The sequence below is a fragment of the Streptomyces sp. NPDC043427 genome (genome assembly GCF_056436655.1).
The window spans coordinates 97,952-124,446 of the sequence record NZ_JBWKCC010000016.1 but is presented as its reverse complement, the minus strand read 5'-3'; the positions used below and the strand labels follow the sequence as shown (position 1 = coordinate 124,446).

The following is a 26,495-nucleotide window of genomic DNA, read 5'->3' as shown; positions in this document are numbered from 1 at the left end:
TTCCTGCCTCCGGCATGCTTGTGCGCACCCTGCGCATGAGCCCCCGTACGCACTTGCCTCGGAGGTGGACGCACTGCAAGGCTTTGCCCGTGGATGTCACGCATGCCCGGGGTCTGCGCGACTCCGCGTCACTCTCGCCGTCCCCGCGACGCCTTGAGAGCTCCCATGCACGATGACGACGGTCGGCGACCGGCACAGGCGGCGCGGGCGCGACGGGAGGCCGCCCACGTCCTGAGCAGGCTCGCACAGCCGGACGGGCCCGAGCCCGCCGAGGCGGTCCTCGTCATCGACGCCCATCCGACGATGCGGGTGTGGGACCGGGCCGTCGACGACCTCGCCGAAGAGCTGCGCCAAGCGGGGGACTTCACCCGGGTGCGGGTGTTACGACTCCTGGGCACCGACGAGACCGACCCGGCCCGGGTGGCCCCGGAGGAACCCCTCGGTGCCACGCCGGCCGACGTGCGCCGGGTGGTGCTGGTACTGACCGACGCGCTCGCACTCGGGTGGCGGCTCGGCGCCGTGCAGCCGCTGCTGCGCGAGTGGGGGCGCACCTGTCCCGTCGCCGTGGTGCATCTGCTTCCCCAGCACCTGTGGTTCCGCACCGGCCTCGACGTGTACCGCGTCCGCATCCGCGCAGCCCGCCCGTGGTCGGCCAACAGCGCCTGGGACTGGGCGGAGCGGGAGGTTCCGGCGGGCTTACGGGACGCGCCCGAGACACCCGGCCCCGAGACGGGGGCCGACGCGGAGGCTGAGGCGGGAGCCGGCGCCGAGACCGACGCTCGCAACGACTCCTCCGAGGCCGCGTCCGACCCGGTCGTCGTCCCCGTCCTCGCCCTCACCAACCGCTGGGCCGAGGCCCTGACCCGGCTGGTGTCCGGGCGGGAGCCCGAGTGGCTGGACCTGTCCGCCATCCAGGCCAGGGAGTGGAAGCGCAGGCCCGACGCGGCGCGCGCCCTGCCCTGGGCCGAGGACGTGCCCGACCCGCACAGCACGGTGCCCGCAGCCGAACGTGTCTCCGACTTCCGCGCCGCCGCCAGCCCCACGGCGTTCGCGCTCGCCACCCGGCTGGCCGCCGCGCCGCTGAGCCTGCCCGCCATCCGCAGGGTCGTCGACACCACCCCGGAAGCGGGCCCCGTCCACGTCTCCGAACTGCTGATGAGCGGACTGGTCCGGCCCACCCGTACGGAGGGCGCCGGCCCGGCCGACGTGACCTTCAGGTTCGCCCCGAACACCCGGGAGGAACTGCTGGCGCTGGGCCGCCGCAGCGCCACCGCACGGGTCCTGCACGACGTACGCGCGTTGTTCGCCGAACACCGGTCGAGCAGCGCGTTGTTGCCCTCTCCACAAGAACCGCTGGACACCCTGGCGATGCCCCGCGTCAACCGCCGCAACATCGCCTTCCTCCGCGTGGAGCTGACCGCTCTACGAGCCCTGTCGGGCAGGTACGCCCAGCGTGCCGCCATGTTGGCGAAGGTGCTGAGCTGGCACGATCGGCGATACGCAGTCAGCCTGGAGAAACCATCACGCATTCCGACGGGACCAGCGCCGTCAGGCCCGACCTCGGCGGCGGTCGGCCCCGAAGCGGCGCGCGCATCCCGGACCGCTTCCGAAGGAGCCCCTCAGATGTCGACAACACCCCAGCGGACCGTGGAGGGGGACCGCACGGCACAACCGCGTGTCTGGGGGAATCTGCCGCCCCGCAATCCGAACTTCACCGGGCGCAGCGCCCTGCTGGAGCTGCTCGACCAGCGGCTGCGGGAGGGCACGACGACGGTGCTGCCGGAGGCCATCCACGGCATGGGCGGCGTCGGCAAGACACAGCTCGCCATCGAGTACGCCTACCGCCACCAGAGTGACTTCGACGTCGTGTGGTGGATCCCCGCCGAGCGGCCCGGCCAGATCGGCCAGGCGCTGGTCGAGTTGGCGCAGCGGCTGGGCCTGGAGACCTCCCCCGAGGCGAACATCGCGGGCCCCGCGGTCCGGGAGGCGCTGCGTGAGGGACGGCCGTACTCGCGGTGGCTGCTGATCTTCGACAACGCGGACAACCCCGAACAGGTCCGCCACTACTTCCCGCAGGGCGGCAACGGCACGATCCTCGTCACCTCCCGCAACCGGCGCTGGGGGCAGGTCGGCGGCTCCCTCGAGGTGGACGTGTTCACCCGCGAGGAGAGCAAGGAGCTGCTGCGCCGCTCCGGGCCGCCGCTCCAGGAGGAGGAGGCCGACCAGCTGGCCGAGGCGCTCGGCGATCTGCCGCTGGCGCTGGAACAGGCGGCGGCGTGGCGTGCGGAGACCGGCATGCCGGCGTCCGAATACCTACGCCTGTTCGAGTCCAAGCGCATGGAGCTGTTGGAGGTCGCCCCTCCGCCGGACTACCAACTCCCCGTCGCCGCCGCCTGGAACGTCTCCCTCGACCACCTGGAGACCCGCAGTCCCGCGGCGTTGCGGCTGTTGCAGCTGTGCTCCTACTTCGCGCCCGACCCGATCTCCCGGTCCATCTTCTCCGGGCTCGGGAACAGCAGCATCTTCCCCGAGCTCGATGCGGCGCTGAACGACCCGATCCGGCTTGCGCGTGCGATAAGGGAGGTGAACCGGTATTCGCTGGCGCGGATCGATCATCGTACGAACTCGATCGAGATGCATCGGTTGGTGCAGCTCGTCCTGAACAACCGCATGTCTCCCCAGGAGCAGTCCCGTATGCGCCATGGCGCTCACACCCTGCTGGCAGCCGCCGACCCGAAGACTCCCTCGAATCCCGGGAGCTGGCCCCGGTACGCGGAGCTGTACAGCCATGTCATCGCCTCCGACGCGATCAAGTCCGACCAGCCCTGGGTGCGCCAGTTGGTCCGCAACGTCGCCGAGTACCTGTACTACTGGGGCGACCACGACGTGTCGCTCGACTTCTCCGAGCAGGCGTGGGAGGCCTGGCTCACCGTCTTCGGCGAGGAGGACCAGCAGACGCTGCTGATGGGGCAGTGGCTCTGCTTCATGTACTGGGTGGTGGGCCGCTTCGACGACGCCGCCCGGCTGGTCTCCCACCTCCGCGAGGTCTACGAGCGCACCGCCCCGCCCGACGGCGACGACATCCGGGAGGACGCGCTCGACGCGATCCAGCTGGAGGCCGCCGTACGACGGGTCGAGGGCAGGTTCGCCACGGGCGCCGAGCTGGACAAGATCGCCTACGAGCGGGCGCGCAGGGCGTTCGGCGAGGACGACCCGACCACGCTCAACATCACCCACAACCTCGGCGTGAGCCTGCGCCTCGCGGGTGACTTCCGGCAGGCCCTGGAGTTGGACCGGCGCACGCTGGGCCTGAAGTTGCGGCTGTTCGGACGGGACGACCGGCGGACGCTGATCACCGAGTACAACATGGCCATCGACGTGCGTGAGACCGGCGACTACGTCGGTGCGCGTTCCCTGCACGAGTCCGTGCAGGGGGCGTACCGGGACGTGTTCGGGCTCGGCAACCCCACGACGGTCGACGCGATGCGCCAGCTGAGCGAGTCCTGCCGCAAGGAGGGCGACCACACGCGTTCGCTGGAGCTGGCGACCGAGGCGCACGCCCAGTTCATCAGGCGCTACGGCGAGACCCACCCGCGTTCCCTGTCCGCGGCGCTGACCCTCTCGGTGGCCCTGCGTCAGAACGGCGATCTGCAGGCGGCCCGGACGCGGGGCGTGAAGGCGGCCGAGGGGTACCGGCAGATCTACGACCCGCACCACCCGCACGTGCTCTCCGCCGACGTCGACCTCGCCGTGACCCTGCGGCTGCTCGGCCAGGCGGAGGAGGCGCGGCGGCTCGACGAGACGGCGCTCGGCTCGCTCACCGACCGGCTCGGCGCGGGGCACCCCCTCGCCCTCGTCTGCGCCATCAACCTCGCCAGCGACCTGGCCGCGCTGGGGCAGTACGAGGAGGCGCGGCGCCGGGGCGAGGACACGCTGGCGCTGTGCCGGGTGACGTTCGGGGAGGACCACCCGACAACGCTGGCCTGCGCCGGGAACCTGGCGTTGGACCTCGCCGCCACCGGCGCCGAGGCCCAGGCAAGGGCCCTGCGCGAGGACACCCTGGAGCGCATGGAGCGTGTGCTCGACGCCCCACGCCTACAGATCGAGTCGGGCACGCCACACCCGGCGACGGTCCAGTACCGAGCGGGCGAGCGGGCCAACTGCGACATCGACCCGCTGCCGCTGTGAAGTGAGGGGGGCCTGGACCGGCCCCCCTTTTCTCCTATGCCCGCCTACGCCCGCCGGCTCGCCGTGGGCTCCCCGCCCGCCAGCCAGGCCGCCAGTGCCACCGGGTCCGCGCCGTCGTCCGTCGTCGCCTGGAGGGCGTCCTGGACGGCGCGGGCCCGCTCCGGGAAGTCGCGGAGGAGGAGGGCGGCGGGGGTGTCGGCGGGGAGCGTGCGTCCCAGCCCCACCCACGCGGCCACCGGGGCGCCCTTCGTGGCGAGGCGTGCGGTGAAGTCGGCGCGGGCGGCGGTGTGGTCGCCGCAGGCCAGCAGGACGTCGGCCGTGTCGGCGCCGTCGACGCCCCCGGAGTCGCCGTCGCGGGACGCGGCGTGGTGCCGCCAGTCGCCGTCGGGGTCGGCGAGCCGGTGGCGGGCCAGGACGGCAGCGCCGTCCAGGAACCGCATCTCGGTGTCGGGAACGATCGTGGGCGCGGCGCCCAGGGCGGCAGGCGGCAGGGCGTCACCACGCCGCCAGGCCCGTACCGCCTCGTCGACGGCCTCGGCGGGCGGCCGCAGGTGATGGGCGCGCCAGCGGGCCCGATGGTCGGCGGCGCACTCCAGGGCGAGGCGCAGTTCCGTCTCGGGCACCTCTTCCGTCATCCACTCCGCCAGCCGTTCACCCAGGCGGTCCAAGACATCGCGGCCGAGCGGTGTCAGCCGTGCGTGCCCGCGCACCGCGTTCAGCGTCGGCCACACCTGGGCGCGCCACAGCGCGAACTCGAAGTGGGCCAGGGGCGCGTATCCCGGGTCGGCGACGTGTCGGTGGGTGCGCCAGAAGCGGGTCACGCCGTGGAAGGCGTAGATGCCCTGGAGGAGGCCCCCGAGTGGGCGGGGGTCGTCGCGCCAGGGGGCGTAGAAGAGCTGCTCGGGCGTCTCCCGGTCGGCGGGCAGGCTCAGCTGGCCCAGGTGCATCAGGCCGCCGAGCTTGGTGTGCTGGAACTCGTGGAGGAGGGTCGCGGCCAGCTGGGGGACGTCGTCGGGGCGGGACGCGGTGACCCCGCCGAACGCGTCCCCGGCCGTGCCGCTGTACGGCCGAAACCTTTCTCTCCCCGGCGTCGGCGCGAGCGACTTCAGTCCGCGACGCATCGCCCCGGCACTCTCCGGTTCGTCGCGCAGCAGCACGTCCCAGGCACCCGCCAGCAGCGTCTGCCAGGATTCCGCTTCGTCCTCGGACAACAGCCGTGGCTCACTCGGCCGGGGGAACGTGCGGTACGGGTCCAGCTCTTCCAGCACCATCGTCTTCGCCCGCTCCCCGGACCCCAGCGACAACCGGCGCACCGGAAGCCACCCGGGGCCGCCACCGTCCGGAGCGACCTCGACCTCCCCGCCCGCCGCACTGATCCGCAGCCGACCCTCACGCGCCACGACCCGCGCCGTGCCCCAGGCCTGCGGGGCCGGCAACCGGGCGCAGCCCAGCGTCGGCAGGGGGACGAGGCCGCGCCGCACCGGTACGGTGATCTCGAAGTCCAGCCCGGCCCGCGCTCCGGCGGCCGCGGCCAGTGAGGTCAGATGGCCCAGGACCACCCAGGCCGGCGCGTCCTCGTAGGAGCGGCCCCTGAGCCGGCGCAGCGCCAGCGACACCCACATGCCGGTGCCCGGGGACATCAGCACGTCCTCGAACACCTCGGGTACCTTCTGCTGCGCGCGCTCCAGCAGCGCCCACGCCTCGGCGTACGGCAGTTCGGGGCCGTCGTCCCGGGTGAGTGAGGCGAGTTCCCTGTCCAACGCGCGTAGCAGCAACAGCCGTCGGCTGCGTTCGGCGTTCAGCAGCTCGTCCGTCACCGCTTCGTCGCCCTCACCGCGCGCGAGGGCCAGGGCGGCGGACGCCGAGAGCCGGTGGAACGTCAGGGGATCCCCCGTTGTCGTGGCGTCAGCGGCCACGCGTCCTCCACAGCACCGTGCCGATCCCCTCGGTCGAGTCAGTCGAAGCGGGACGGGTTGTACGAGACCGTGATGGCCTGCGGGCCGTCGATGTGGTGCAGCAGTTGCTCCAGCGACTCGGCGACGGCCGTGTCGTCCATGGAGCGCAGCGCTGCGAGAGAGACCCCCGAGAGATCCACGACAGCGGACTCGACGGCAGACATCGGTTCCTCCAAGGCTGCCAAGTCCCCTCCCGTTAACGATGTGTCAGCGCTGCCGGTGCCTCAACCATCATGGCCCAGCGGGCCACCCCGCGAAACCCCATATCCACGCCGCGCCCGCGAGATCAAGTCAGCTGTGGTGCCGGGACAGTTGGTCCGCCGCGGTGTTCACTCGTTCCACTTCCGTCGACGGGCCCTCCAGGAGTCGTACGGCTTCCAGGAGCTGGTCCAGTGTTCCCGGGTAGCTCAGGCAGGTGCGTACGATGCCGAAGACGTCGAGGCGCAGCCGGGGGTCGCGTGGGCTGTTGGCGGCGATCTGGGAGCTGATGCAGTCCAGGACGAGGGCCATGCCGCCGGGGCCGCGCAGGGTCGGCAGGGCCGTCAGGGCGTCGACGAGGGGCATCAGTTCGCGCAGCGGCAGGTCGGTCGGGAGGCGCGCGAGGGAGCTGACCTGGTGGGTCTCGCCGGGCGCGCCGAGCGAGTCGCGCGGGGGCAGGCCGGCGTGGCGGGTCAGCAGGTCGAGTTCGATGGGCGACAGGGTGTCGTACCAGCGTTCCAGACGGCGGGCCGCGAGCCGACCCAGGCCGTCGGCACGGTGGTGGGCGCTCACCACACCGATCACGGCACCCTCGCTCCACACCACGGACCCCGACATCCCCTCCCAGGGCGAGCGTTCCGGTTCGACGTCGGCGGGCGGGGCGACGACGGCCAGTTCGAGTGTGCCCTCGCGGCGGTTGGACAGCACGGAGACGGTTCCGCAGAGGTGGCAGGAGTCGCGGTACTGGCCCGGTGACGCGTCGTCGAGGTGCGGCCTCAGCGTGTCCTTGCGCAGCTTGAAGCGGGGGAAGCCGACCGCCGTGAACGGCAGCACCACGTCGGCGTCGGGGACCGCGGCGTAGCGGGGCGGCAGGGCCTGGTCACGTCGTGCGGCGGGTACGTAGGCCAGCTCCAGCAGGGCCACGTCCGCGGCCTCGGACCGCAGGACCACGCGGGCTTCGGCGCTCCACTCCCCCGGCAGGTCGGCGTCGAAGCGGACCTGTACCGACCGCACCGGGCCGCCCACGACATGAGCGGCCGTCAGCACAGACGACTCACTCACCCGGTAACCGGAACCGCGCGCCCCGGGCAACCCGCCCGGCCTTCGCACCAGTACCTCGGCGACCCGCCCCGGCTGGAGCCCCTGCCCCGTTTCCCCCATGGGGCCCCCTTACCCGCTGCCCCACGCGGGTACGCCGGTGTCAGTTGTTCCACGTCTCGTCGTACGGGTCGTGCGGCACCGGTACCGGCTTGGCCGCGGTGACCTCGATGAACGGGATCCGGCCGTTGTTGACCGGGTCCCTGGTTTGGCGGGCGGTGTAGGTGCCGGTCACCGTCAGCCAGGTGTCCGGTTGCAGCACCGGGGGGATCCGGCCGGTCAGGCCGACCTTGACCGGCTGGGCGTCGGCGGCACAGCAGTTGAGGGCCATGCGCACCAGGTAGGGGGTGCCGGCGCGGTCCAGGGCGACGAAGCCGGTGAGTTCGATGCGGCGACCGGCGAGGGAACGGCCGTGGTCGTAGGCCGCGCGGCCCGCGTAGTCGGCCACGGCGAGGCGCAGGGGGCCGGTGGACGCCGGGAGGGAGGGGTAGGCGAGGGGCTCTTGCAGGGCCGTACCCGTGCGGGTCGCGCTGTAGGAGCCGAGGGCGGGCGGGGCGACGAGGATGAGGGCGAAGAGGGGGAGGACGAGGAGCCAGGAGACCCGGGGCTCGCGGTGTCCGTGACCGTGTTCACCGTCCGCGTGTGCCGCCTCGTCCGCACGCGCCGCCTCGTCCGAGCGTGCCCCCTTCGTCTGTCGCCACTCGTACCACGCCGTCGCCAGCGCCGCCGCGATCAGTACCGCGCCGGACGCCAGGAGCAGGGGTTGCAGGCCGGCCTTGACGTAGCGCAGGTAGAGGTCGGTGAAGCCCGCGTGCAGCAGGGCCGCGCCGAGGAGGAACAGGACCGCCGCCTGTGCCTGGCGGTTCAAAGGAGCACCGCCCCGGTCAGCACCGAGACGGTGACGGCGAGTACGAACGTGGCCGGGGCGAAGCGCACGGCGAAACCGCGGCCGAAGGTGCCCGCCTGCATCGCGAACAGCTTCAGGTCGATCATCGGGCCGACGACCAGGAAGGCGAGGCGGGCGGTGAGCGAGAACTGGGTCAGTGACGCGGCGACGAACGCGTCCGCCTCCGAGCAGATCGACAGCACCACCGCCAGGATCGCGAGCGCGAGGATGGAGAAGAGGGGGTTGTCGGCGGCCGTGCGGAGCCAGCTCTCGGGCGTGACCGCCTTGAGGGTGGCGGCGGCCATGGCGCCCACGACCAGGAAACCGCCCGCGTGCATCACGTCGTGCCGGACCGAGCCCCAGAACGCCGCGCCCCTGCCCTGCCCCTCGTACGAGGAGTGCGACGGCGGCCGCAGCCAGTCGGTGCGGCCGAGCCGCTGCCACAGCCAGCCCATCGCGCACGCCACCAGCAGGCTCGCGACGAACCGGGCCAGGACCATCTCGGGGTTGCGGGGGAAGGCGACGGCGGTCGCGGTCAGCACGATCGGGTTGATGGCGGGAGCGGAGAGCAGGAAGGCGAGCGCGGCCGCAGGCGTCACTCCCCGCCGGACCAGCGCCCCGGCCACGGGGACCGACGCGCACTCGCAGCCCGGCAGCACCGCGCCCGCCAAACCGGCCACCGGCACCGCGAGCGCGGGCCGCTTCGGCAGGGCGCGGGCGAAGAAGGACGGCGGTACGAACACGGCGATCGCCGCCGACAGCAGGACCCCGAGCACCAGGAAGGGCAGGGCCTGCACGACCACCGCCACGAACACCGTCGTCCAGCTCTGCATCACCGGCGCCGACAGCGCGCGGCGGATCGGTGACTGGGCCACCACCATCAGCAGCATCACCATCGTCAGGACCAGCGGTGAGGTCAGGCGCCGGTTCTCCTGCTCCCGTGCGCCCGGTCCGGGCGGCCCGCCGGCGTGGTCCTGGTCCGCCCGCGGCGGGGCGTCTTCGGTGATGGCCACGGTCGGGTCCCTCCGCATTGCCGTGCTCTGCCTCCCCTTTCATACGGGACCGGGAAGACGGGCGTTCAGTCGGCCCTGCCCCCTGAGCGGAACCCCATCTGGAACGCCCCGTCCCGGTAAGGCAGTCTTCTCCCTCGTGGGGAGCGTTCCGAATCAAGGTCTGCCGACCGACGTCGGCGCGCACATGGTGGTGTGCGGTGACGACGGCCTCGCGCACCGGCTGGCCGCCGAGCTGCGCGGTGTCTACGGCGAACAGGTCACGCTGGTCGTACCGCCCAACGAGCGCACGGTACGACCACCCGTGGTCGGGCGTGCCCGGGCGGTGTCGGCGGCGCTGCTCGACCGGGTGGTGAGCGCGGCGGTCAACCGGGCGGCGGGGGCCGGGAACAACACGGTCGCCGTCAGTGAACCTCCGGGCAACGAGCGGGTGTTGGAGGCCGGCGAGCCCACCGAGACCGTGCTCGCCGACGCGGGCGTGGAGCGGGCGGCCGCGCTGGCGCTCGTGTACGACGACGACGAGACCAACATCCGTGCCGCGCTCACCGCACGCCGGCTCAACCCCCGTCTACGGCTCGTCCTGCGGCTGTACAACCGGCGGTTGGGGCAGCACATCGAGGAACTCCTCGACCAGGCGGCCGCGTTGGCGACGGGTGCTGGGGACCCTGCGGCGGGCGACGCCTCCACCACCGTCCTCTCCGACGCCGACACCGCGGCGCCCGCCCTGGCGGCGACCGCCGTCGCCGGCACCACCAAGGTCGTCCACACGGACGGGCTGTTGCTGCGCGCGGTGGACCGGCCGCCGCTCGGGCCCGGACAGGCCGCCGACCACGGGCTGGCGACGCTGGCACTGCTGTCCACGACGAGCAACGATCCGGCCGGTGCGGACGGTTCGGAGAGCAGTGGGGAGCACGGGCCGCAGCTGCTGCCCGACGCGGCGGCGGTACGGGAGGCGACCGGGCGCGGGACCGTGGTCCTCGAGCAGGTGTCGTACTCCGCCGGGCCCGCGTTGTCGGCGGGGCGTGGGGTCGGGGTGGTGGCGCCGTTCGCCTCGCTGTTCTCGCGGCGGCTGCGTTGGTCGCTGGCCGGGTTGGTGGTGTGTGTGCTCGCACTGGCGGTCGCGTTGTGGCTGGCCACCGGGGTGCATCCGTTGGGGGCGCTGTATCTGACGCTGCTGGATCTGTTCTCCATCAACGATCCCGCGATCGGGGCGTCCACCGAGCGGCAGGTGCTTCAGCTTCTGTCCGGGCTGGTGGGGTTGCTGCTGCTTCCTGTGCTGCTGGCGGCTGTGCTGGAGGCGCTGGGGACCTTCCGGAGTGCGGGCGCGTTGCGGAAGCCGCCTCGGGGGCTGGGTGGGCATGTGGTGCTGCTGGGGCTGGGGAAGATCGGGACGCGTGTGCTGACGCGGCTGCGGGAGCTGAACATTCCCGTGGTGTGCGTCGAGGCGGGGCCGGAAGCTCGGGGGTTGGCTACGGCTCGGCGGCTCAGGGTGCCGGTGGTGCTGGGGGATGTCACGCAGGAGGGGGTGCTGGAGGCCGCCAAGATCCATCGGGCGCATGCGTTGCTGGCGGTGACCAGTTCGGACACGACGAATCTGGAGGCCGCGTTGTACGCGCGGTCGGTGCGGCCGGATCTTCGGGTGGTGTTGCGGCTGTACGACGACGACTTCGCGACGGCGGTGTACCGGACGCTGCGGGCCGCGCATCCGCATGCGCTCACCCGGAGTCGGAGCGTGTCCCACCTGGCGGCGCCCGCGTTCGCCGGGGCGATGCTGGGGCGGCAGATTCTGGGGGCGATACCGGTGGAGCGGCGGGTGTTGTTGTTCGCTGCGCTGCAGGTGGGCGGGCATGCGCAGTTGGAGGGGCGGACGGTGGCGGAGGCGTTTCGGGCGGGGGCGTGGCGGGTGCTGGCGCTGGACAGGGGGGCGCGGGTACGTGGGGGCGGGGGCGAGGACTCCTCGGAGGAGGTGCAGTCGTCCGGGCTGGTGTGGGACCTGCCCGAGTCGTACGTGTTGCAGGGCTCGGACCGGGTGATTCTGGCGGCCACGCGGAGGGGGTTGGCGGAGCTGCTGGGGCGGCGGCCGCGGGACCGGGCCGGGGCGTGAACGTCGCGGCGGCGCCGGGGCTGGGCGGGGGTGGGTTTCGCTGGCCCGCGCCGGCGGGGTGCCGCTGCGCCCACCCGTGCCGCCCCAGCGGCACGACTGCCCGCAGCTATGCCAAGTGGCGTTCCGCGAACTCCAGCTCCAGCCTCACCTGCTTGATCCGCTCGTCCACCACCAGTGAACCGTGGCCCGCGTCGTATCTGTAGACCTCGTGGACCGCGCCCCGGGCCTCGAGTCGCTTGACGTAGTTCTCGATCTGGCGGATGGGGCAGCGGGGGTCGTTGACGCCGGCGGAGATGTAGACGGGGGCCTTGACCTGGTCGACGTAGGTGAGGGGGGAAGATGCCTCGAAGCGGTCAGGGACCTCTTCCGGGGTGCCGCCCAGGAGGGTGCGGTCCATCGCCTTCAGGGCCTCCATCTCGTCGTGGTAGGCCGTGACGTAGTCGGCGACGGGGACCGCCGCGATGCCCAGGGTCCACGCGTCGGGCTGGACGCCGAGGCCGAGGAGGGTGAGGTAGCCGCCCCAGGAACCGCCGGTGAGGACCAGGCGGGAGGGGTCGGCGAGGCCCGAGCTGATCGCCCAGTCCCGGACCGCGGCGATGTCCTCCAGCTCGATCAGGCCCACGCGGTGCTTCAGCGCGTCCGTCCAGGCGCGGCCGTAGCCCGTGGAACCGCGGTAGTTGACCCGCACGACCGCGTAGCCGTGGTCCACCCAGGCCGCCGGGCCCGCCGCGAAGGAGTCGCTGTCGTGCCAGGTGGGGCCGCCGTGGATGTCGAAGACGGTGGGCAGCGGGCCGGTGGCGCCCGCCGGCTTCTGGACGAGCGCGTGGATGCGGCCGCCGGGGCCCTCCACCCACACGTCCTGCACCGGGACCGAGCCCGGTGACTTCATCCCGGGCGGGTCCAGGACGACCCCGCCGGTCGTCGAGCGGACCGCCGACGGCTCGGCGGACGACGACCACAGGTACTCCACGCTGCCGTCGGGCCGGGCCGTCGCGCCGGAGAGGGAGCCCGCGGGGACCGGGACCTTCACGAGCTCGCGGGTCGACAGGTCGTAGCGCAGCAGCTCGCTGCGGGCCTCGAAGCTGTGCACGATCAGCAGGCCCGAGCCGTCCGGGTACCACTCGGCGCTCACGTCACCGGGCAGGTCCAGGGCGAGGTCGCTCTCCTCGCCCGTGGCGACGTCCCACACCAGCGGCTCCCAGCGACCGCGCCTCTGGTGGCCGATGAGGAGGCGGGTGTCACCGTCGACGGGGGCGAAGCCCAGCACGTCCAGGCCGAGCTCCTCGGTGCCGCCCCGGGTGTCGTCGAGCTCGGCGACGGTCGTACCGTCCGGGCGCAGCACGCGCAGCGCCGAGTGCATCGCGTCGCCGTGTTCGGTGTGCTCGATCGCGATCAGCGAGCCGTCGTGGGAAAGATCGGCGACGCCCGCCGACTCGCGGTGGCGGTAGATTTCCACGGGGGCCTCGCCCACGCGTGCGAGGTGGATCGTCGTGCCGTCCTCGTCCGTGGAGCGGCCGACGACCGCCGTGCGGCCGTCCCGTCCCAGGGCCAGTCCGGCCGGGTAGGACGGGTCAAGGCCGGGGGTCGCGATCTCGTTCTCGCCGCCCTCGAAGCGCTGGCGGCGCCAGACGCCGAACTCGTCGCCGTCCTTGTCGTCGAACCACCAGATCCACGCGCCGTCCGGGGAGAGCACGCCGTCCGTCGTCCCGTTCGGCCGGTCCGTCGCCTGGCGCTGCTCGCCGGTCGACCGGTCCCAGGCGTACAGCTCGTACGTCCCCGTCGCGTTGGACACGAACAGGGAGCGTTCCGGCGCGTCCTCCGCCCAGTCGGGCAGCCACACCCGGGGCGCCCGGAAGCGCTTCTCCCAGTCCGGCATGTCCGCGCCAGACACCTGCTGTTCCCGGGAGTCGGACCCATTGCTCTCAGTCATGACCCCATAGTGCCTGCCCGCGACGACAACGCGCTGGCCAGGTCCCCAACCTGTGGACAACCTCCACGCGACCTTCCACAGCGCCGACCCCGCGGCCCTGCGTCGCGACACGGCACCGTACCGTTGGGGTGTGTACCGGTTCCTGCTGACGCCCCGCTGGTGGGGGATCAACGTCTTCGTGCTGCTGGCCATCCCCTTCTGTGTGTTCATGGGGTCCTGGCAGCTCGGGCGGTTCGAGACGCGCGTCGACGATCACCGCAACGCGCAGGAACAGGCCTCGGCCAACGAGAAGGAACCGCCCCGGCCGCTGACCCGGCTGCTGCCCGTGGACAAGGCGACCTCCGGCAAGCAGGCCACCGCGACCGGCCGGTACGGCAAGCAGCTCCTCGTGCCCGACCGGGAGCTGGACGGCCGTAGCGGGTACTACGTGCTGACCCTGCTGCGGATCGACGGCGGCAAGGCGCTGCCCGTCGTACGGGGCTGGCTGCCCGGCACCCCGGACGCGGCGAAGGCCCCGGCGCCGCCCGCCGGCGAGGTCACCGTCACCGGTGCGCTGCAGGCGTCCGAGACGCCGGGCGACAACGGGGTGAGCGCGCAGGGCGGGCTTCCGGCCGGGCAGACCGGGGCGATCAGCTCGGCGTCGCTGGTGAACCTCGTGCCGTACGACGTGTACGACGCGTGGGTCACGCTCGACCGGGGCGACTCCGGGATGAAGGCCGTGCCGGCGAGCGCGCCGGCCGACACCGGACTCGACCTGAAGGCGTTCCAGAACCTCGGCTACACCGCTGAGTGGTTCGTCTTCGCCGGCTTCGTCGTCTTCATGTGGTTCCGCCTGCTGCGCCGGGAGATCGAGATCATCCGGGACGCGGAACTGGGCATCGTGCCGGAGGAGCCCACCGCGGACGCGGCGAGCCCCTCGGCTCAGGACCCCGCGAGCAGCCCCGTCCGGTAGATCGTCCCCGCGCACGCGTTGGACACCGTGGCCGAGACCGTCGGCGAGCCCGTCTCCGGGGTGTGCGAGACGACGACGCTGCCGTCGACCGTGCCGTCCTCCCGCATCAGCTGGGTCGTCGTACCCGTGTCGCCGCCGGTGGAGGAGCCCTCGGTGGCGGAGCTGTCCTCGCTCGGCGACGGGCTGGGCGAGGGGTCGCCGGTGCTGCCGCCGTCCGTGCCGCCGCCGTTGTCGGTGGGGCAGGTCTCCGAGGGCACCCAGGCGAACTTCACGTCGTAGGCCGAGCCGGGCGCGAGGGCCAGCTGGGAGACGTAGAGGGCCGGGTCGGGCAGCGCGGCCGCCGCGTCCCCGGAGGCGTGCTGCACCACGGTGATCTTCGTGCCGTCGGCGGCGCCCTGCGGGAGCGGGGTGACGGTGCCCTGCCCGGCGACCGTACAGACGGCGTCGGAGACGTTGGTGACGCGGAAGGTGCCGTAGACGATGCCGGCGGAGTCGGGGACGTCGACGTTCGCGGTGGCGCCGCCGAGCTGGGCGGCGGTGCAGGCGGGGACGGGCGCGGGGCTGGACACCGCCGGGTCGGCCCCGCTGGTGGCGCCGGCGGTGGCGCCGGGGCTCTTGCCCTTCTCCTCGTCCTTCTTCTCGCCCTTGCCCTTGTCCTGGGTCTTGCCGGAGCTGCTTCCGGCGGTGCTCTCCCCGCCGTCGGGGTGGTTGCCCTGGCTCGCCCCGCCCTGCGCCTCGGAGCCGAGCCCCGCGACCGAGGGGTTGACGTCGGGGCCGGTGGAGTTGGAGACGTGCACCAGGGCAGGGATGGCGGTGCCGACGAAGAGGGCCGCGGCGGCCATGCCGACGACGGCCTGCCGCTTGCGGGCCCGGCGGGCGGGCACCGCACGCCTGAGGTGCTCCAGGGCACCGTCGCGCGGCTCCATCTCGTCGACCACGTGGTGCAGCATGCGGCGCAGCGCCAGCTCGTCCGAGTCGAGCCCGCCCGGGCCCTGGTCGTCGAGGCGGTGGTTCACGGTTCCGTTCCCAGCGTGCGATTGCTTCGGCTGTTGCGTGTGCGGCAGCCACGTCGGCTCGTGCCACTCGTATGGCTCGTGCCGCTCGTGGGAGTCCCGTCCCTCGGTGTCCGGTCCCCCGGTGTCGCGTCCGTCGGCTTCCCCGGTCACGCCGGTGTCTCCATGGCGGTGCGCAGGGCGGCGATGCCGCGGGAGCCGTAGGCCTTGACCGAGCCCAGCGAGATGCCGAGCGTCTCGGCGACCTGGGCCTCGGTCATGTCGGCGAAGTAGCGCAGGACGAGGACCTCGCGCTGGCGGCGCTGCAGGCCCTTCATCGCCTTGATCAGGGAGTCCCGCTCCAGCTGGTCGTACGCCCCCTCCTCGGCGCTCGCCATGTCCGGCATCGGCTTGGACAGCAGCTTCAGTCCGAGGATGCGACGGCGCAGGGCCGAGCGGGAGAGGTTGACGACCGTCTGACGCAGGTACGCGAGGGTCTTCTCCGGGTCGCGGACGCGTTTGCGCGCCGAGTGGACACGGATGAAGGCCTCCTGGACGACGTCCTCGCAGGAGGCGGTGTCGTCGAGGAGGAGGGCGGCGAGACCGAGCAGCGAGCGGTAGTGGGCCCGGTAGGTCTCGGTGAGGTGGTCGACGGTGGTGCCGGCGGCCGCTGTGTCGTCCGTGTACTCGGCGGACCCGGCGGACCCGGCGGACTCGGCTCCGTCACGCTGTCCGGGTATGCGGGCGGGCCGCGCTGCGGGCATGGGCGCGATCACCGGCATGCCACCGGGCGCCCCGGCCGCGCGGGGGCGGACGGCGGGCCGGCGGGCCGGTCGCACCGCTGTGCCGCGCGTCGCCGCACTGAAGTCGAGTACCTCTGCCACTGCCACGCCTGTTGGACACGCTCACCCCCGTCAGGGTTGTACGTGCCGAGCGTCTCTTTCGCGTCAGTCCATCTGGCCGACAACGTTCTCGCGCCAGGCAGCACAACCGACGGCGTCTCACATGCCCTCATGCGTCCCGCTCTTCCCCTATATCCCATATGAACGGGCGTCCCCACGCCCGGATCACAGCGCCCCCATGCGCCGGGATCACACGTCCTCACGCCCCCGAAAGGGTGACCGCAAAGACGCTCCCCGCCCTCCGCACGGTTGCGGAGGGCGGGGAGAAAATCTTCGGATGCCGACCGGGTCCGATACAAGTGGTCCGGACCATCGGTCGGCTCACACATGCTCGGCGCAAATCCTACAAATGTTTGCCCCTCCGGCCGGGGGGTTTCCGGCACCCGGCTTCCTCATGAGTGGGTCATGCAAGGGTCATGCCCGGCTCACCGGAACTCCGCGGCCACCAGCTCCGCGATCTGCGTGGTGTTCAGCGCGGCCCCCTTGCGGAGGTTGTCGCCGCACACGAAGAGCTCCAGCGCGGTGGGGTCGTCGAGCGCCCGGCGCACCCGCCCGACCCAGGTCGGGTCGGTGCCGACCACGTCGACGGGGGTGGGGAACTCCCCGGCGGCCGGGTCGTCGCACAGGACGACTCCGGGAGCCGTGGCGAGGATCTCGCGGGCGCCGTCGACGGTGACCTCGCCCTGGAAGCGGGCGTGCACGGTCAGCGAGTGCGTGGTGATCACCGGCACCCGCACACAGGTCACGGCGACGGGCAGCTTGGGCAGTCCGAGGATCTTGCGGGACTCGTCCCGCACCTTCATCTCCTCCGACGACCAGCCGTCCTCGCGCAGCGAACCGGCCCACGGTACGACGTTCAGCGCCAGCGGCTCCGGGAACGGCCCGGTGTCGTCCCCGACGGCCCGCCGTACGTCACCGGGGTTCGTGCCCAGCTCCGTACCGGCCACCAGGGACAGCTGCCGCCGCAGGGTCTCCACCCCGGCCCGGCCCGCCCCGCTGGCCGCCTGGTACGACGAGACCACCAGCTCGCGCAGCCCGAACTCGGCGTGCAGCGCGCCCAGCGCCACGATCATGGAGAGGGTCGTGCAGTTGGGGTTGGCGATGATCCCGCGCGGCCGGTTGCGCACCGCGTGCGGATTGACCTCGGGCACGGCGAGCGGCACCTCGGGGTCCAGCCGGAAGGCGCCGGAGTTGTCGACCACCACCGCGCCCTTGGCTGCGGCGACGGGCGCCCATTTCGCGGACACCTCGTCGGGTACGTCGAACATGGCGACGTCGACCCCGTCGAAGACGTCCTCCGACAGGGCCAGCACCTCGGCCTCCTCCCCGCGCACGGCCAGCTTGCGGCCGGCCGAGCGCGGCGAGGCGATCAGTCGGATCTCGCCCCAGATGTCCGCGCGCTGGGAGAGGATCCTGAGCATCACGGTGCCGACGGCACCGGTTGCCCCCACGACGGCGAGCGTCGGTCGCCCGGACCGCTCCATCAGCGGCCAGTGCCTCCGTAGACGACGGCCTCGTCACTGTCGGAGTCGAGTCCGAAGGCGGTGTGCACGGCGCGCACGGCCTCCGGCACGTCGTCGGCACGGGTGACGACCGAGATACGGATCTCGGAGGTCGAGATCAGCTCGATGTTCACACTCGCGCCGGACAGCGCCTCGAAGAACGCGGCGGTGACGCCCGGGTTGGTCTTCATGCCCGCGCCGACCAGGGAGATCTTGCCGATCTGGTCGTCGTAGCGCAGCGAGTCGAAGCCGATGCCGCCCTTGTTGCGCTCCAGGGCGTCGATGGCCTTGCGGCCCTCGGTCTTCGGCAGCGTGAAGGAGATGTCCGTCAGGCCGGTGGAGGCTGCGGACACGTTCTGCACGACCATGTCGATGTTGATCTCGGCATCGGCGATGGCACGGAAGATGGCGGCGGCCTCGCCCGGCTTGTCGGGGACACCGACGACCGTGACCTTGGCCTCCGAGGTGTCGTGCGCGACACCGGAGATGATGGCCTGCTCCACCTTCTTGTCCCCTTGCTCGATCGGCTCACTGCTGACCCACGTGCCCTGAAGTCCGCTGAAGCTGGACCGGACGTGGATCGGGATGTTGTAGCGGCGGGCGTACTCCACACAGCGGTGGAGCAGCACCTTGGAACCGGAGGCCGCGAGCTCCAGCATGTCCTCGAAGGAGATCCAGTCGATCTTCTTCGCCTTCTTCACCACACGCGGGTCGGCGGTGAACACGCCGTCGACGTCGGTGTAGATCTCGCAGACCTCGGCGTTCAGCGCGGCGGCGAGGGCGACGGCCGTGGTGTCGGAGCCACCGCGGCCGAGCGTGGTGATGTCCTTCTTGTCCTGGCTGACGCCCTGGAAGCCGGCGACGATGGCGATGTTGCCCTCGTCCACCGAGTCCTGGATCCGGCCCGGCGTGACGTCGATGATCCGGGCTTTGTTGTGGACCGAGTCGGTGATGACGCCTGCCTGGCTGCCGGTGAAGGACTGGGCCTCGTGGCCCAGGTTTTTGATCGCCATGGCCAGCAGTGCCATGGAGATACGCTCCCCGGCGGTCAGCAGCATGTCGAACTCACGCCCGGCCGGCATCGGGGATACCTGCTCGGCGAGATCGATCAGCTCGTCCGTCGTGTCGCCCATCGCGGAAACGACGACGACCACCTGGTGGCCGTTCTTCTTCGCTTCCACGATCCGCTTGGCGACGCGCTTGATGCCCTCGGCATCGGCTACGGAGGAGCCTCCGTACTTCTGCACGACAAGGCCCACGTGCGCTCCTCGCTCAATCCGTCTCTATCCGCAGATACGCATATGCACTGCGGTCGGCTCAGTCTAACGAGCGCCCGAAATCCGCCTCCGCGGTATCGCATCGTGAGATCCCGTGGCGAGACCCCGGCCGCCCTTGTTCCAGGACTGCACCTGCCCGCAGCCGAGAGAGACCACTCGGAAAGTGCCCGGCGTCACAAATCGCCGTTCGTGTGAAGAGGTGTGACGCCGTGAAGACATGTGACGAGTGTGAATTAAGTATCAACCATTAGGGTGCGGCCTGTGCGCGTACTCCTGGTCGAAGACGATGAACCGGTCGCCGAATCGCTCCGGCGCGGCCTCAAGCGCTACAGCTTCGAGGTCGAGTGGGTCACCACGGGCGCGGCCGCCCTGGCCCACACCAGCCCCTACGACGTCGTCCTCCTCGATCTCGGCCTGCCCGACACCGACGGCCTCGACGTCTGCAAGGCGCTGCGCGGCCGCAGCGACGTACCGATCATCGTGATCAGCGCCCGCAGCGACGAGACGGACCGCGTGGTCGGACTCGAACTGGGGGCCGACGACTACGTCTCCAAGCCGTTCGGGGTCCGCGAGGTCATCGCGCGGATACGGGCCGTCATGCGGCGCGTCCAGCCCCGTACGGCCGAGGCGGCGGGCCCCGACCGCTACGGTCCCCGCCTGACGGTCGACCGCAAGGCCGCCCGCGTCCACCTGGACGGCGAAGAGGTGTCCCTCGCGCCCAAGGAGTACGACCTGCTGGCCTTCCTCACCGAGGAGCCGGGCGCGCTCATGACGCGCGAGCAGATCATGGAAGCCGTCTGGGACGCCAACTGGTTCGGGCCGACGAAGACGCTCGACGTGCACGTGGCGGCGCTGCGGCGGAAGCTGGCGGGCGCGATCACCATCGAGGCGGTGCGTGGGGTGGGGTTCCGGCTCGTGGTGAACGAAGGCGAGGGCGCGGACGGCGGAAACGGCGGCGCGTCATGATCCGCCAGCTCATCCGCAGCTACGTGCTGCTCGTCGCCGTCGCCATCTTCCTGTTCACCGTTCCGGTCGCCTTCACCCTCACCTCTCAGCTGCGCGGGGACACCGAGCTGTCCGTCAAGCGCGAGGCGACGACCATGGCGCTGCTGCTGGGCAACGGTGACCGGGCGGCCTGCCAGGCGCTGGACGAGATGGCCAAGGCGTACGCCGAGAAGACCCACGACCGGGTCGAGGTCACCGCCGCCGACGACGAGTGCGCGGCGGACCTGCCCCGCCCGGTGAGGGACGCCGACCTGGCCAGGGCCATGGACGACGACAGCACCCGGGTCGACTGGGGGTCGGACTTCATCTGGGGCCGCCACCTGGTGGTCACCGTGCCCGCGAGCGACGGGGGCCGGGTCGTCGGCGCGGTACGGATCGTCTACTCCACGAGTGAGCTCACCCACCGCCTGTGGACCATCTGGGGCTTCCGGGCGGGCCTCGCCGTGGCGGTCCTCGGCGTAGCCGCGCTGATCGGCGCCGTGGTGGCCCGCCGCCTCACCCGTCCCCTGCGCCAACTCAACGATATGGCGAGCAAGTTCAGCGACGGCGACCTGACGGCCCGTTCCCCCGTGACGGGCCCCCAGGAGACACAGACCCTGGCGCGCACCCTCAACCAGGGCGCGGAACGCCTGGAGACCCTGGTCGCCTCCCAGCGCATCTTCGTCGCCGACGCCTCCCACCAGCTCCGTACGCCCCTGACCGCCTTGCGGCTGTCGCTGGACAACATCTCGGACGGCGTGGACGACGCGTTCGTACGGGAGGACGTGGAGCAGGCGACCGCCGAGGTGGTCCGGATGAGCCGCCTGGTCAACGGACTGCTGGTGCTGGCGCGGGCGGAGGCCAAGGTGTCCGTGGCGGAGCCGCTGCCGCTGACGGACATCGCGGCCGAACGCCTGGCCGTGTGGAGGCCGGCCGCCGACGAGCGCGGAGTCACCATCGCGCTCAGGGGGAGTGGTGTCGACGACCGGCCGCTCGTGTTGGCCAGCCCCGGTCATCTGGACCAGGTCCTGGACAACGTGCTCTCGAACGCCCTGGAGGTGTCACCGGACGGCGGCACCATCACCGTCCGGGTGGAGTCGAGCGCCGACGAGGTGCTGCTGTCGGTCCTCGACGAGGGTCCGGGCATGTCGGACGCGGAGAAGTCCCGCGCCTTCGACCGCTTCTGGCGGGGCCAGGGCCTGACCGGCCGCTCCGGTTCGGGTCTTGGCCTCGCCGTCGTCAAGCAACTCGTGACCGACGACGGCGGAACCGTGACCCTGCGGGACGCTCCCGGGAGCGGGCTGTGCGTACGGGTCGCCCTGCGGGCGGCGCAGCGCACCGGGTGAGCCCTCTGGCCGGGGGTCAGCCCTCGGGCATCGCCGACGAGTGGTGGTTGACGATCTTCCACTCGCCGTCCCGCTTCTCGTACTCGTAGGTGTAGCGGGCCTTGGTGACGCTCTTCTTGCCGGTCTTCGGGTCGGTGAGGGTGAACTCGTAGACACCGGTGTCGAGGGCGGAGTTGCCGTCGAGGACGTTGACGACCGTCTCGACCTTCTTGCCGACCGGCTTCTTCTGCAGGAAGTGCTCGAAGTAGTCGACGATGCCGGCGTGGTCGGTGCGGATCTTGTTGGAGAGGGTGGGCAGGAGGACCGCGTCGTCGGCGTAGAGGTCGGCCACCTTCTCCGGGTCGCCCGTCTGCAGAGTGGCGTTCCACTTGTCGAACAGAGAGGTGACCTGCTTCTTCGAGGGCTTGACCGGCCGCTCCGGACCGGCCACGCTCACACCGGCGGCGACGGTGCCGGTGGCCACCAGCACGGCGGTGGCCACGAGGGCTGCGCGCTTGCGTATGGACGTGCCTGCGGGACGACGAGTCATCGCTACTCCTGAACGGTGCGGTGCGGTGGTGATGCGGGGGTGGTGTCCTCCCGCCGTTTCCTGCGCTGCGGGAGTGACTCCAGACTCGCTTTCCGCCGGTTAGGGCCCGTGCAGGCGTCGTACAGCGCACGTCCAGGGCAGACCCAATTCCGATCCGGGGGATGCAGCGGGCTACGCCGTCGGGCGCATGGGAGGCTGCTGAGCCATGACGAGCGGATGGACGGGCGACGCACTCCTGGCCGGCATCGTCCTGCTCGGCTCGTCCGTGCAGTGGCTGACCGGCATGGGCTTCGCCCTGGTCGCCGTACCGGCCCTCGTCCTGCTCCTCGGCCCCGCCGAGGGCGTCGCCCTCGCCAACTGCGCCGCCGGAGCGATCAGCGTCGTGGGCCTCGCGGGCGGACTGCGCCGTGTACGCCCCGGCGCGATGCTGCCCCTGTGCGCGGCAGCGGCGTGCACGGTTCCGGCGGGCACCTGGCTGACCCGTCAACTCCCACAGCCCGTCCTTCTGTTGACGATGGGCGCCCTGGTGACGACGGCCGTCCTCCTCGTCCTGCGCGGCGCCCGCGTCCCCGCCCTGCGCGGCACCAAGGGCGCGGTCGCGGCCGGCGCCGTCGGCGGCTTCATGAACTCCGCCGCGGGCGTCGGCGGCCCCCCGGTCTCCCTCTACGCCGTCAACGCGGGCTGGACGGTAAGGGAGTTCGTCCCCAACGCACAGTTCTACGGCGTCGTCGTCAACGCCTTCTCGGTGGCGGCGAACGGAGTGCCGGAGCTGAGCACGCCGAGGTGGGTCTCGGTCGTCGCCGCGATGATCCTTGGCGGCGCGATCGGCAGGGGGCTCGCGGGACGCCTTCCGGAGCAGCGAGCCCGCCTGCTGGTGCTGTCGCTGGCGCTGGCGGGCGGGGTGACGGCTGTGGGGAAGGGATGGTGGGCGCTGTGACGGCGCGGGCCGAAAACTCGCTTCTGACGGCCTTTCGTCTGCGTTACGGTCGCCCGATGGAGATCTTGCGCTACGTGGCCTTCAGCACCGACCCCGCGGGGGGCAACCGCGCGGGCGTGGTGCTCGACGCCACCGGGGTCGACGACGCGACCATGCTGGCGGCGGCGGCCGAAGTCGGCTACTCGGAGACGGCGTTCGTGGTGTCGTCCGACGACGACGGTCTGGACGTGCGGTACTTCAGCCCGCTGGCCGAGGTGCCGTTCTGCGGTCACGCGACCATCGCCCTGGCCGTCGCCCACGCCGACCGGCACGGCGTCGGGCCGCTTCTCCTGCGCACCAGCGCGGGACCGGTCGCCGTCACCACCTCGGTGGCCGACGACGGGACGACCGTGGCCACCCTGGTGAGCGTCGCACCGCACACCGAGCCCCTCCCGGAGGCCGACCTGGCCGAACTGCTGGCGGCCCTGCGCTGGTCCGCCGACGAGCTCGACCCGGCGCTGCCGCCCCGCGTCGCCTACGCCGGCGCCTTCCATCCGATCGTGGCCGCGTCCGACCGGAGCCGTCTGGCCGACCTCGACTACGACATGGCGGCCCTCGCCGACCTCATGCGCCGCAGGGACTGGACCACCGTCGACCTGGTCTGGCGGGAATCGCCCACCGTCTTCCACGCCCGCAACCCCTTCCCGCCCGGCGGGGTCGTCGAGGACCCGGCCACGGGCGCGGCGGCCGCGGCCTTCGGCGGCTATCTGAGGGAATGGGAACTGGTCGCCGCGCCGACGGTCTTGACGATCCATCAGGGCGACGACATGGGCCGCCCCAGCGTGATCACGGTGTCCGTGCCCGAGGAGCGGGGCAGCGGCATCGGCGTCACCGGTGCGGCCGTGAAGATCTGAGGCAGGGCGGCCGCTTCGACACCGGCCGTACGGATCCAAGACGCGGACGGCCACGTCGACACCGGCCGTCCGCGCTCCGTGCGAGCCCTACTTCGCCTGCCCCAACCCCAACCGCTCGCCGATCTCCTCCGCCATCACCCTGCCCGCCTCGAACTCCAGCGTGTCGTCGCCGATGCCCTGGTCGGTGTCGAGGCCGTCGAGTTCCTCGAGGGGCTGGTTGAGGCGGACGTGGGCGAGGACGGAGTGGAGGGCGCGGAGGGTGGCTGAGGCGGTGGTGCCCCAGTTGGAGAAGTAGGAGAACTGCCACCACCACAGGGCCTCGGAGGTGCGGCCGGCGCGGTAGTGGGCCATGCCGTGGCGGAGGTCGGAGATGACGTCGGTGAGGTCGTCGGAGATGCGGGCCGGTACGGGGGCCTTGCGGGGCTCGTACGGGTCGAAGACCTCGGAGTAGACGTCGATCGGCTCCAGCAGGCGGGCGAGGTTCTCACGGAGCTCGTCCACGTCCGCCTCCGGGCCCGGGTCGGGCTCGTAGCGCTCGTCCGGGACGATGTCCTCGTGGGCGCCGAGACGGCCACCGGCCAGGAGGAGTTGGGAGACCTCCAGCAGGAGGAAGGGCACCGCCGAATCCGGCTCGTCGCCCTTCGCGATCTCGGTGACGGCTACCAGGAAACTCTCGACCTGGTCCGCGATCTGGACCGCGAAGTCGTCCGGGTTGTGCTCGGTCGCGTGCAGCGTGGCGTCAGACATCTAGGAGTCGTCTCCCCTCGAAGGCGCGGCCGAGGGTCACCTCGTCCGCGTATTCCAGGTCGCCACCCACCGGGAGGCCGCTGGCCAGGCGGGTGACCTTGAGGCCCATGGGCTTGATCATGCGGGCGAGGTACGTCGCCGTCGCCTCTCCCTCCAGATTCGGGTCCGTGGCCAGAATCAGTTCGGTGACCGTTCCGTCGGCCAGGCGGGCCAACAGTTCTCTTATACGCAGATCATCCGGCCCTACACCCTCGATCGGGCTGATCGCGCCGCCCAGGACGTGGTAGCGGCCGCGGAACTCCCGCGTGCGCTCGATCGCCACCACGTCCTTCGGCTCCTCCACGACACAGATGACCGAGGGGTCGCGGCGGCTGTCGCGGCAGATGTTGCACAGCTCCTCCTGTGCCACGTTGCCGCAGGTCGCGCAGAAGCGGACCTTCGCCTTGACCTCCATCAGGGCCTGCGCGAGGCGCCGTACGTCCGTCGGTTCCGCCTGCAGGATGTGGAAGGCGATCCGCTGGGCGCTCTTGGGACCGACGCCGGGCAGCCGCCCCAACTCGTCGATGAGGTCCTGGACCACGCCTTCGTACAACGGACTGCCGTCCTTCCTGAGGTTCCTTCAGTGCGTACCGTAGTTGGCCGACGGCCCTCTTAGAAAGGCAGACCCGGGATGCCGCCGCCCAGCCCCTGAGCGAGCGGGCCCAGCTTCTGCTGCTGGAGCGCCTGCGCGTTCTCGTTCGCCGCCTGTACGGCCGCGACGACCAGGTCCGCGAGGGTCTCGGTGTCCTCGGGGTCCACCGCCTTCGGGTCGATCTGCAGGGAACGCAGCTCTCCGGAGCCGGTGACGGTCGCCTTCACCAGGCCGCCGCCGGCCTGTCCTTCGACCTCGGTCTGCGCGAGTTCCTCCTGCGCGTTCGCAAGGTCCTGCTGCATCTTCTGGGCCTGCTGCAGCAGCTGCTGCATGTTGGGCTGGCCACCACCGGGGATCACGATCAGCTCCTCCGTCTGTACGGGTTTTCCCGTTCAGCACGAGCCTACGTGTTCGACGCAGCCGTCGCCCCGGCACTCTTTCGAGTGAGTTGCGCATCAGGCGTATACCTGATCAAGGGCCTCTTCCGGGCGGAAAAGCAATGAAAGCGACTCCTTCGCCACCCATTGGGCGGTAGGAAGGGTGCGGCGCATCAGCATCAGGCGTCACCGTGTGACGGTTCACCCTGTGCACGGTGTCACGGTGTCACGGTGTTTCACGTTGTCACGCAGCGTGGTCGGTCGGATCAGGTAGGGAGTGCCGGGTGGGTCAGCCGGAGATGCAGCCCGAGGGTCCACCTCAGGACGGGCGGGGTGAGGGTGCGGCCGGGCTGCGGCCGGGCGATCTGACCGGGCGGGTGTTTCCGCTCGGCGACTGGGCGGAGCCCGCGGAACGGCTGGACGAGCTGTACCGGTGGGTGGAGCGGGGAGCGCTGGAGACCGCGGCCTGGTATCTCGCCGACCGGGTGTGGAAGCGGCGTGGGGCACGGGTCCTGCGGAGCGGGGCCGCGGTGGGCGCCGTGGCGGGGGCGTCACTGCCGTTGCTGGATCTGACCGGGGTGGTGGGCGGGGTCGCGCCCTGGGGGTACCTCGCGCTGATGACCGCCGTCGCCTGCATGGCCGTCGACCGGTTCTTCGGGGTCACCTCCGGATGGATAAGGGACGTCGCCACGGCGCAGGCCGTGCAGCGGCGGCTTCAGGTACTCCAGTTCGACTGGGCGTCGGAGAGCGTGCGGGAGGTGCTGGGTCCGGCGGAGGGCACCGCCAGCGAGGCGACGGAGCGGTGTCTCGGGGTGCTGCGCCGGTTCTCCGAGGACGTGACGGAGCTGGTGCGGGTGGAGACCGCCGACTGGATGGTGGAGTTCCGCACGGGGTGCGCGCCCATGGGGATCCAGGCCGCGGTGTCCTCCGGGGTACGGCAGGACACCGCGGGCGGGCACGGACGGTTCTCCATCCCGCCGGGTGCCGGGGCCCGGCCGAACATGCCCCGGCAGCGGCCGCCGGAGCCTCGATGAGCGATGTCCTAGCTGGGCGCCCC

The 26,495-nt window shown here is 71.8% G+C and carries 22 protein-coding genes; 8 read left to right on the top strand and 14 right to left on the bottom strand.

Translation table 11 applies throughout. From position 1 onward, the window contains the following. The first annotated feature begins 165 nt into the window (after window positions 1-165). Window positions 166-4,188: an FxSxx-COOH system tetratricopeptide repeat protein gene (gene fxsT, locus AC067M_RS24850; protein WP_478699223.1), complete on the top strand. Its 4,023-nt coding sequence runs from the start codon at window positions 166-168 to the stop codon at window positions 4,186-4,188. A gap of 44 nt (window positions 4,189-4,232) precedes the next feature. Here fxsT and AC067M_RS24845 read toward each other — a convergent pair whose 3' ends face one another. From AC067M_RS24845 to AC067M_RS24825, 5 genes are all read right to left on the bottom strand, one after another. Continuing rightward, window positions 4,233-6,104, bottom strand: coding sequence for an HEXXH motif domain-containing protein (locus AC067M_RS24845; RefSeq protein WP_478699222.1), 1,872 nt, complete (start codon window positions 6,102-6,104; stop codon window positions 4,233-4,235). A 38-nt stretch (window positions 6,105-6,142) separates the two neighbouring features. Then, the gene (locus AC067M_RS24840; RefSeq protein WP_393624871.1) at window positions 6,143-6,307 is read right to left on the bottom strand and encodes a hypothetical protein; all 165 of its coding nucleotides are present in this window, start codon (window positions 6,305-6,307) and stop codon (window positions 6,143-6,145) included. 127 nt (window positions 6,308-6,434) lie between these two features. Next, on the bottom strand, window positions 6,435-7,502 hold the full coding sequence (locus tag AC067M_RS24835) for an effector-associated domain 2-containing protein (protein WP_478699221.1): 1,068 nt from the start codon (window positions 7,500-7,502) through the stop codon (window positions 6,435-6,437). Window positions 7,503-7,542: 40 nt separating this feature from the next. Next, complete coding sequence (locus AC067M_RS24830; RefSeq protein WP_478699220.1) at window positions 7,543-8,307, bottom strand: TIGR03943 family putative permease subunit; 765 nt, start codon at window positions 8,305-8,307, stop codon at window positions 7,543-7,545. Continuing rightward, window positions 8,304-9,338, bottom strand: coding sequence for a permease (locus tag AC067M_RS24825; protein ID WP_478699219.1), 1,035 nt, complete (start codon window positions 9,336-9,338; stop codon window positions 8,304-8,306). The genes AC067M_RS24830 and AC067M_RS24825 overlap by 4 nt, the downstream gene beginning before the upstream one ends. Window positions 9,339-9,522: 184 nt before the next feature. On the opposite strand from AC067M_RS24825, the gene AC067M_RS24820 reads away from it, so the two are divergent. Then, window positions 9,523-11,439 carry an NAD-binding protein gene (locus AC067M_RS24820; protein WP_478699296.1) on the top strand — a complete coding sequence of 639 codons (1,917 nt, stop codon included), beginning with the start codon at window positions 9,523-9,525 and terminating at the stop codon, window positions 11,437-11,439. Between the two features lie 106 nt (window positions 11,440-11,545). On the opposite strand, the gene AC067M_RS24815 is transcribed toward AC067M_RS24820, so the two are convergent. Further along, window positions 11,546-13,369 carry a S9 family peptidase gene (locus AC067M_RS24815; protein ID WP_478699218.1) on the bottom strand — a complete coding sequence of 608 codons (1,824 nt, stop codon included), beginning with the start codon at window positions 13,367-13,369 and terminating at the stop codon, window positions 11,546-11,548. A gap of 130 nt (window positions 13,370-13,499) precedes the next feature. On the opposite strand from AC067M_RS24815, the gene AC067M_RS24810 reads away from it, so the two are divergent. After that, on the top strand, window positions 13,500-14,321 hold the full coding sequence (locus AC067M_RS24810) for an SURF1 family protein (RefSeq protein ID WP_478699295.1): 822 nt from the start codon (window positions 13,500-13,502) through the stop codon (window positions 14,319-14,321). On the opposite strand, the gene AC067M_RS24805 is transcribed toward AC067M_RS24810, so the two are convergent. The 4 genes from AC067M_RS24805 to AC067M_RS24790 form a co-directional block, all read right to left on the bottom strand. Then, window positions 14,291-15,487: a hypothetical protein gene (locus tag AC067M_RS24805; protein ID WP_478699217.1), complete on the bottom strand. Its 1,197-nt coding sequence runs from the start codon at window positions 15,485-15,487 to the stop codon at window positions 14,291-14,293. The genes AC067M_RS24810 and AC067M_RS24805 overlap by 31 nt on opposite strands. Further along, complete coding sequence (locus tag AC067M_RS24800; RefSeq protein ID WP_478699216.1) at window positions 15,484-16,197, bottom strand: SigE family RNA polymerase sigma factor; 714 nt, start codon at window positions 16,195-16,197, stop codon at window positions 15,484-15,486. The genes AC067M_RS24805 and AC067M_RS24800 overlap by 4 nt, the downstream gene beginning before the upstream one ends. 443 nt (window positions 16,198-16,640) lie before the next feature. After that, on the bottom strand, window positions 16,641-17,699 hold the full coding sequence (locus AC067M_RS24795) for an aspartate-semialdehyde dehydrogenase (protein ID WP_478699215.1): 1,059 nt from the start codon (window positions 17,697-17,699) through the stop codon (window positions 16,641-16,643). Beyond that, window positions 17,699-18,976, bottom strand: coding sequence for an aspartate kinase (locus tag AC067M_RS24790; protein ID WP_478699214.1), 1,278 nt, complete (start codon window positions 18,974-18,976; stop codon window positions 17,699-17,701). The genes AC067M_RS24795 and AC067M_RS24790 overlap by 1 nt, the downstream gene beginning before the upstream one ends. 279 nt (window positions 18,977-19,255) lie before the next feature. On the opposite strand from AC067M_RS24790, the gene AC067M_RS24785 reads away from it, so the two are divergent. Beyond that, the gene (locus AC067M_RS24785; RefSeq protein WP_478699213.1) at window positions 19,256-19,960 is read left to right on the top strand and encodes a response regulator transcription factor; all 705 of its coding nucleotides are present in this window, start codon (window positions 19,256-19,258) and stop codon (window positions 19,958-19,960) included. Continuing rightward, window positions 19,957-21,324 (top strand): HAMP domain-containing sensor histidine kinase, encoded by a 1,368-nt coding sequence (locus tag AC067M_RS24780; RefSeq protein WP_478699212.1) that lies wholly within the window; start codon window positions 19,957-19,959, stop codon window positions 21,322-21,324. The genes AC067M_RS24785 and AC067M_RS24780 overlap by 4 nt, the downstream gene beginning before the upstream one ends. Window positions 21,325-21,340: 16 nt before the next feature. On the opposite strand, the gene AC067M_RS24775 is transcribed toward AC067M_RS24780, so the two are convergent. Next, window positions 21,341-21,853, bottom strand: coding sequence for an SgcJ/EcaC family oxidoreductase (locus AC067M_RS24775; protein WP_478699211.1), 513 nt, complete (start codon window positions 21,851-21,853; stop codon window positions 21,341-21,343). A gap of 205 nt (window positions 21,854-22,058) precedes the next feature. Here AC067M_RS24775 and AC067M_RS24770 point away from each other — a divergent pair, with 205 nt between their 5' ends. Both AC067M_RS24770 and AC067M_RS24765 read left to right on the top strand, forming a co-directional pair. Next, window positions 22,059-22,790: a sulfite exporter TauE/SafE family protein gene (locus AC067M_RS24770; protein WP_478699210.1), complete on the top strand. Its 732-nt coding sequence runs from the start codon at window positions 22,059-22,061 to the stop codon at window positions 22,788-22,790. A 56-nt stretch (window positions 22,791-22,846) separates the two neighbouring features. After that, window positions 22,847-23,683: a PhzF family phenazine biosynthesis protein gene (locus AC067M_RS24765; protein ID WP_478699209.1), complete on the top strand. Its 837-nt coding sequence runs from the start codon at window positions 22,847-22,849 to the stop codon at window positions 23,681-23,683. Window positions 23,684-23,770: 87 nt separating this feature from the next. Here AC067M_RS24765 and AC067M_RS24760 read toward each other — a convergent pair whose 3' ends face one another. The 3 genes from AC067M_RS24760 to AC067M_RS24750 are packed head-to-tail and all read right to left on the bottom strand — an operon-like array spanning window position 23,771 to window position 25,420. Further along, window positions 23,771-24,430: a DUF5063 domain-containing protein gene (locus AC067M_RS24760; protein WP_478699208.1), complete on the bottom strand. Its 660-nt coding sequence runs from the start codon at window positions 24,428-24,430 to the stop codon at window positions 23,771-23,773. Next, complete coding sequence (recR, locus tag AC067M_RS24755; RefSeq protein ID WP_099930378.1) at window positions 24,423-25,022, bottom strand: recombination mediator RecR; 600 nt, start codon at window positions 25,020-25,022, stop codon at window positions 24,423-24,425. The genes AC067M_RS24760 and recR overlap by 8 nt, the downstream gene beginning before the upstream one ends. Window positions 25,023-25,081: 59 nt before the next feature. Continuing rightward, on the bottom strand, window positions 25,082-25,420 hold the full coding sequence (locus AC067M_RS24750) for a YbaB/EbfC family nucleoid-associated protein (protein ID WP_478699207.1): 339 nt from the start codon (window positions 25,418-25,420) through the stop codon (window positions 25,082-25,084). 302 nt (window positions 25,421-25,722) lie between these two features. Between AC067M_RS24750 and AC067M_RS24745 the strand changes: the two genes are divergently transcribed. Next, complete coding sequence (locus tag AC067M_RS24745) at window positions 25,723-26,472, top strand: SLATT domain-containing protein (RefSeq protein WP_478699206.1); 750 nt, start codon at window positions 25,723-25,725, stop codon at window positions 26,470-26,472. Window positions 26,473-26,495: the final 23 nt, after the last annotated feature.

Coding starts and splice junctions, on each gene's coding strand:
- AC067M_RS24815 (WP_478699218.1), bottom strand. CDS start 13,369: ATGACTGAGAGCAATGGGTCCGACTCCCGGGAACAGCAGGTGTCTGGC.
- AC067M_RS24770 (WP_478699210.1), top strand. CDS start 22,059: ATGACGAGCGGATGGACGGGCGACGCACTCCTGGCCGGCATCGTCCTG.
- AC067M_RS24760 (WP_478699208.1), bottom strand. CDS start 24,430: ATGTCTGACGCCACGCTGCACGCGACCGAGCACAACCCGGACGACTTC.
- AC067M_RS24765 (WP_478699209.1), top strand. CDS start 22,847: ATGGAGATCTTGCGCTACGTGGCCTTCAGCACCGACCCCGCGGGGGGC.
- AC067M_RS24795 (WP_478699215.1), bottom strand. CDS start 17,699: ATGGAGCGGTCCGGGCGACCGACGCTCGCCGTCGTGGGGGCAACCGGT.
- AC067M_RS24840 (WP_393624871.1), bottom strand. CDS start 6,307: ATGTCTGCCGTCGAGTCCGCTGTCGTGGATCTCTCGGGGGTCTCTCTC.
- AC067M_RS24820 (WP_478699296.1), top strand. CDS start 9,523: ATGGTGGTGTGCGGTGACGACGGCCTCGCGCACCGGCTGGCCGCCGAG.
- AC067M_RS24835 (WP_478699221.1), bottom strand. CDS start 7,502: ATGGGGGAAACGGGGCAGGGGCTCCAGCCGGGGCGGGTCGCCGAGGTA.
- AC067M_RS24775 (WP_478699211.1), bottom strand. CDS start 21,853: ATGACTCGTCGTCCCGCAGGCACGTCCATACGCAAGCGCGCAGCCCTC.
- fxsT (WP_478699223.1), top strand. CDS start 166: ATGCACGATGACGACGGTCGGCGACCGGCACAGGCGGCGCGGGCGCGA.
- AC067M_RS24780 (WP_478699212.1), top strand. CDS start 19,957: ATGATCCGCCAGCTCATCCGCAGCTACGTGCTGCTCGTCGCCGTCGCC.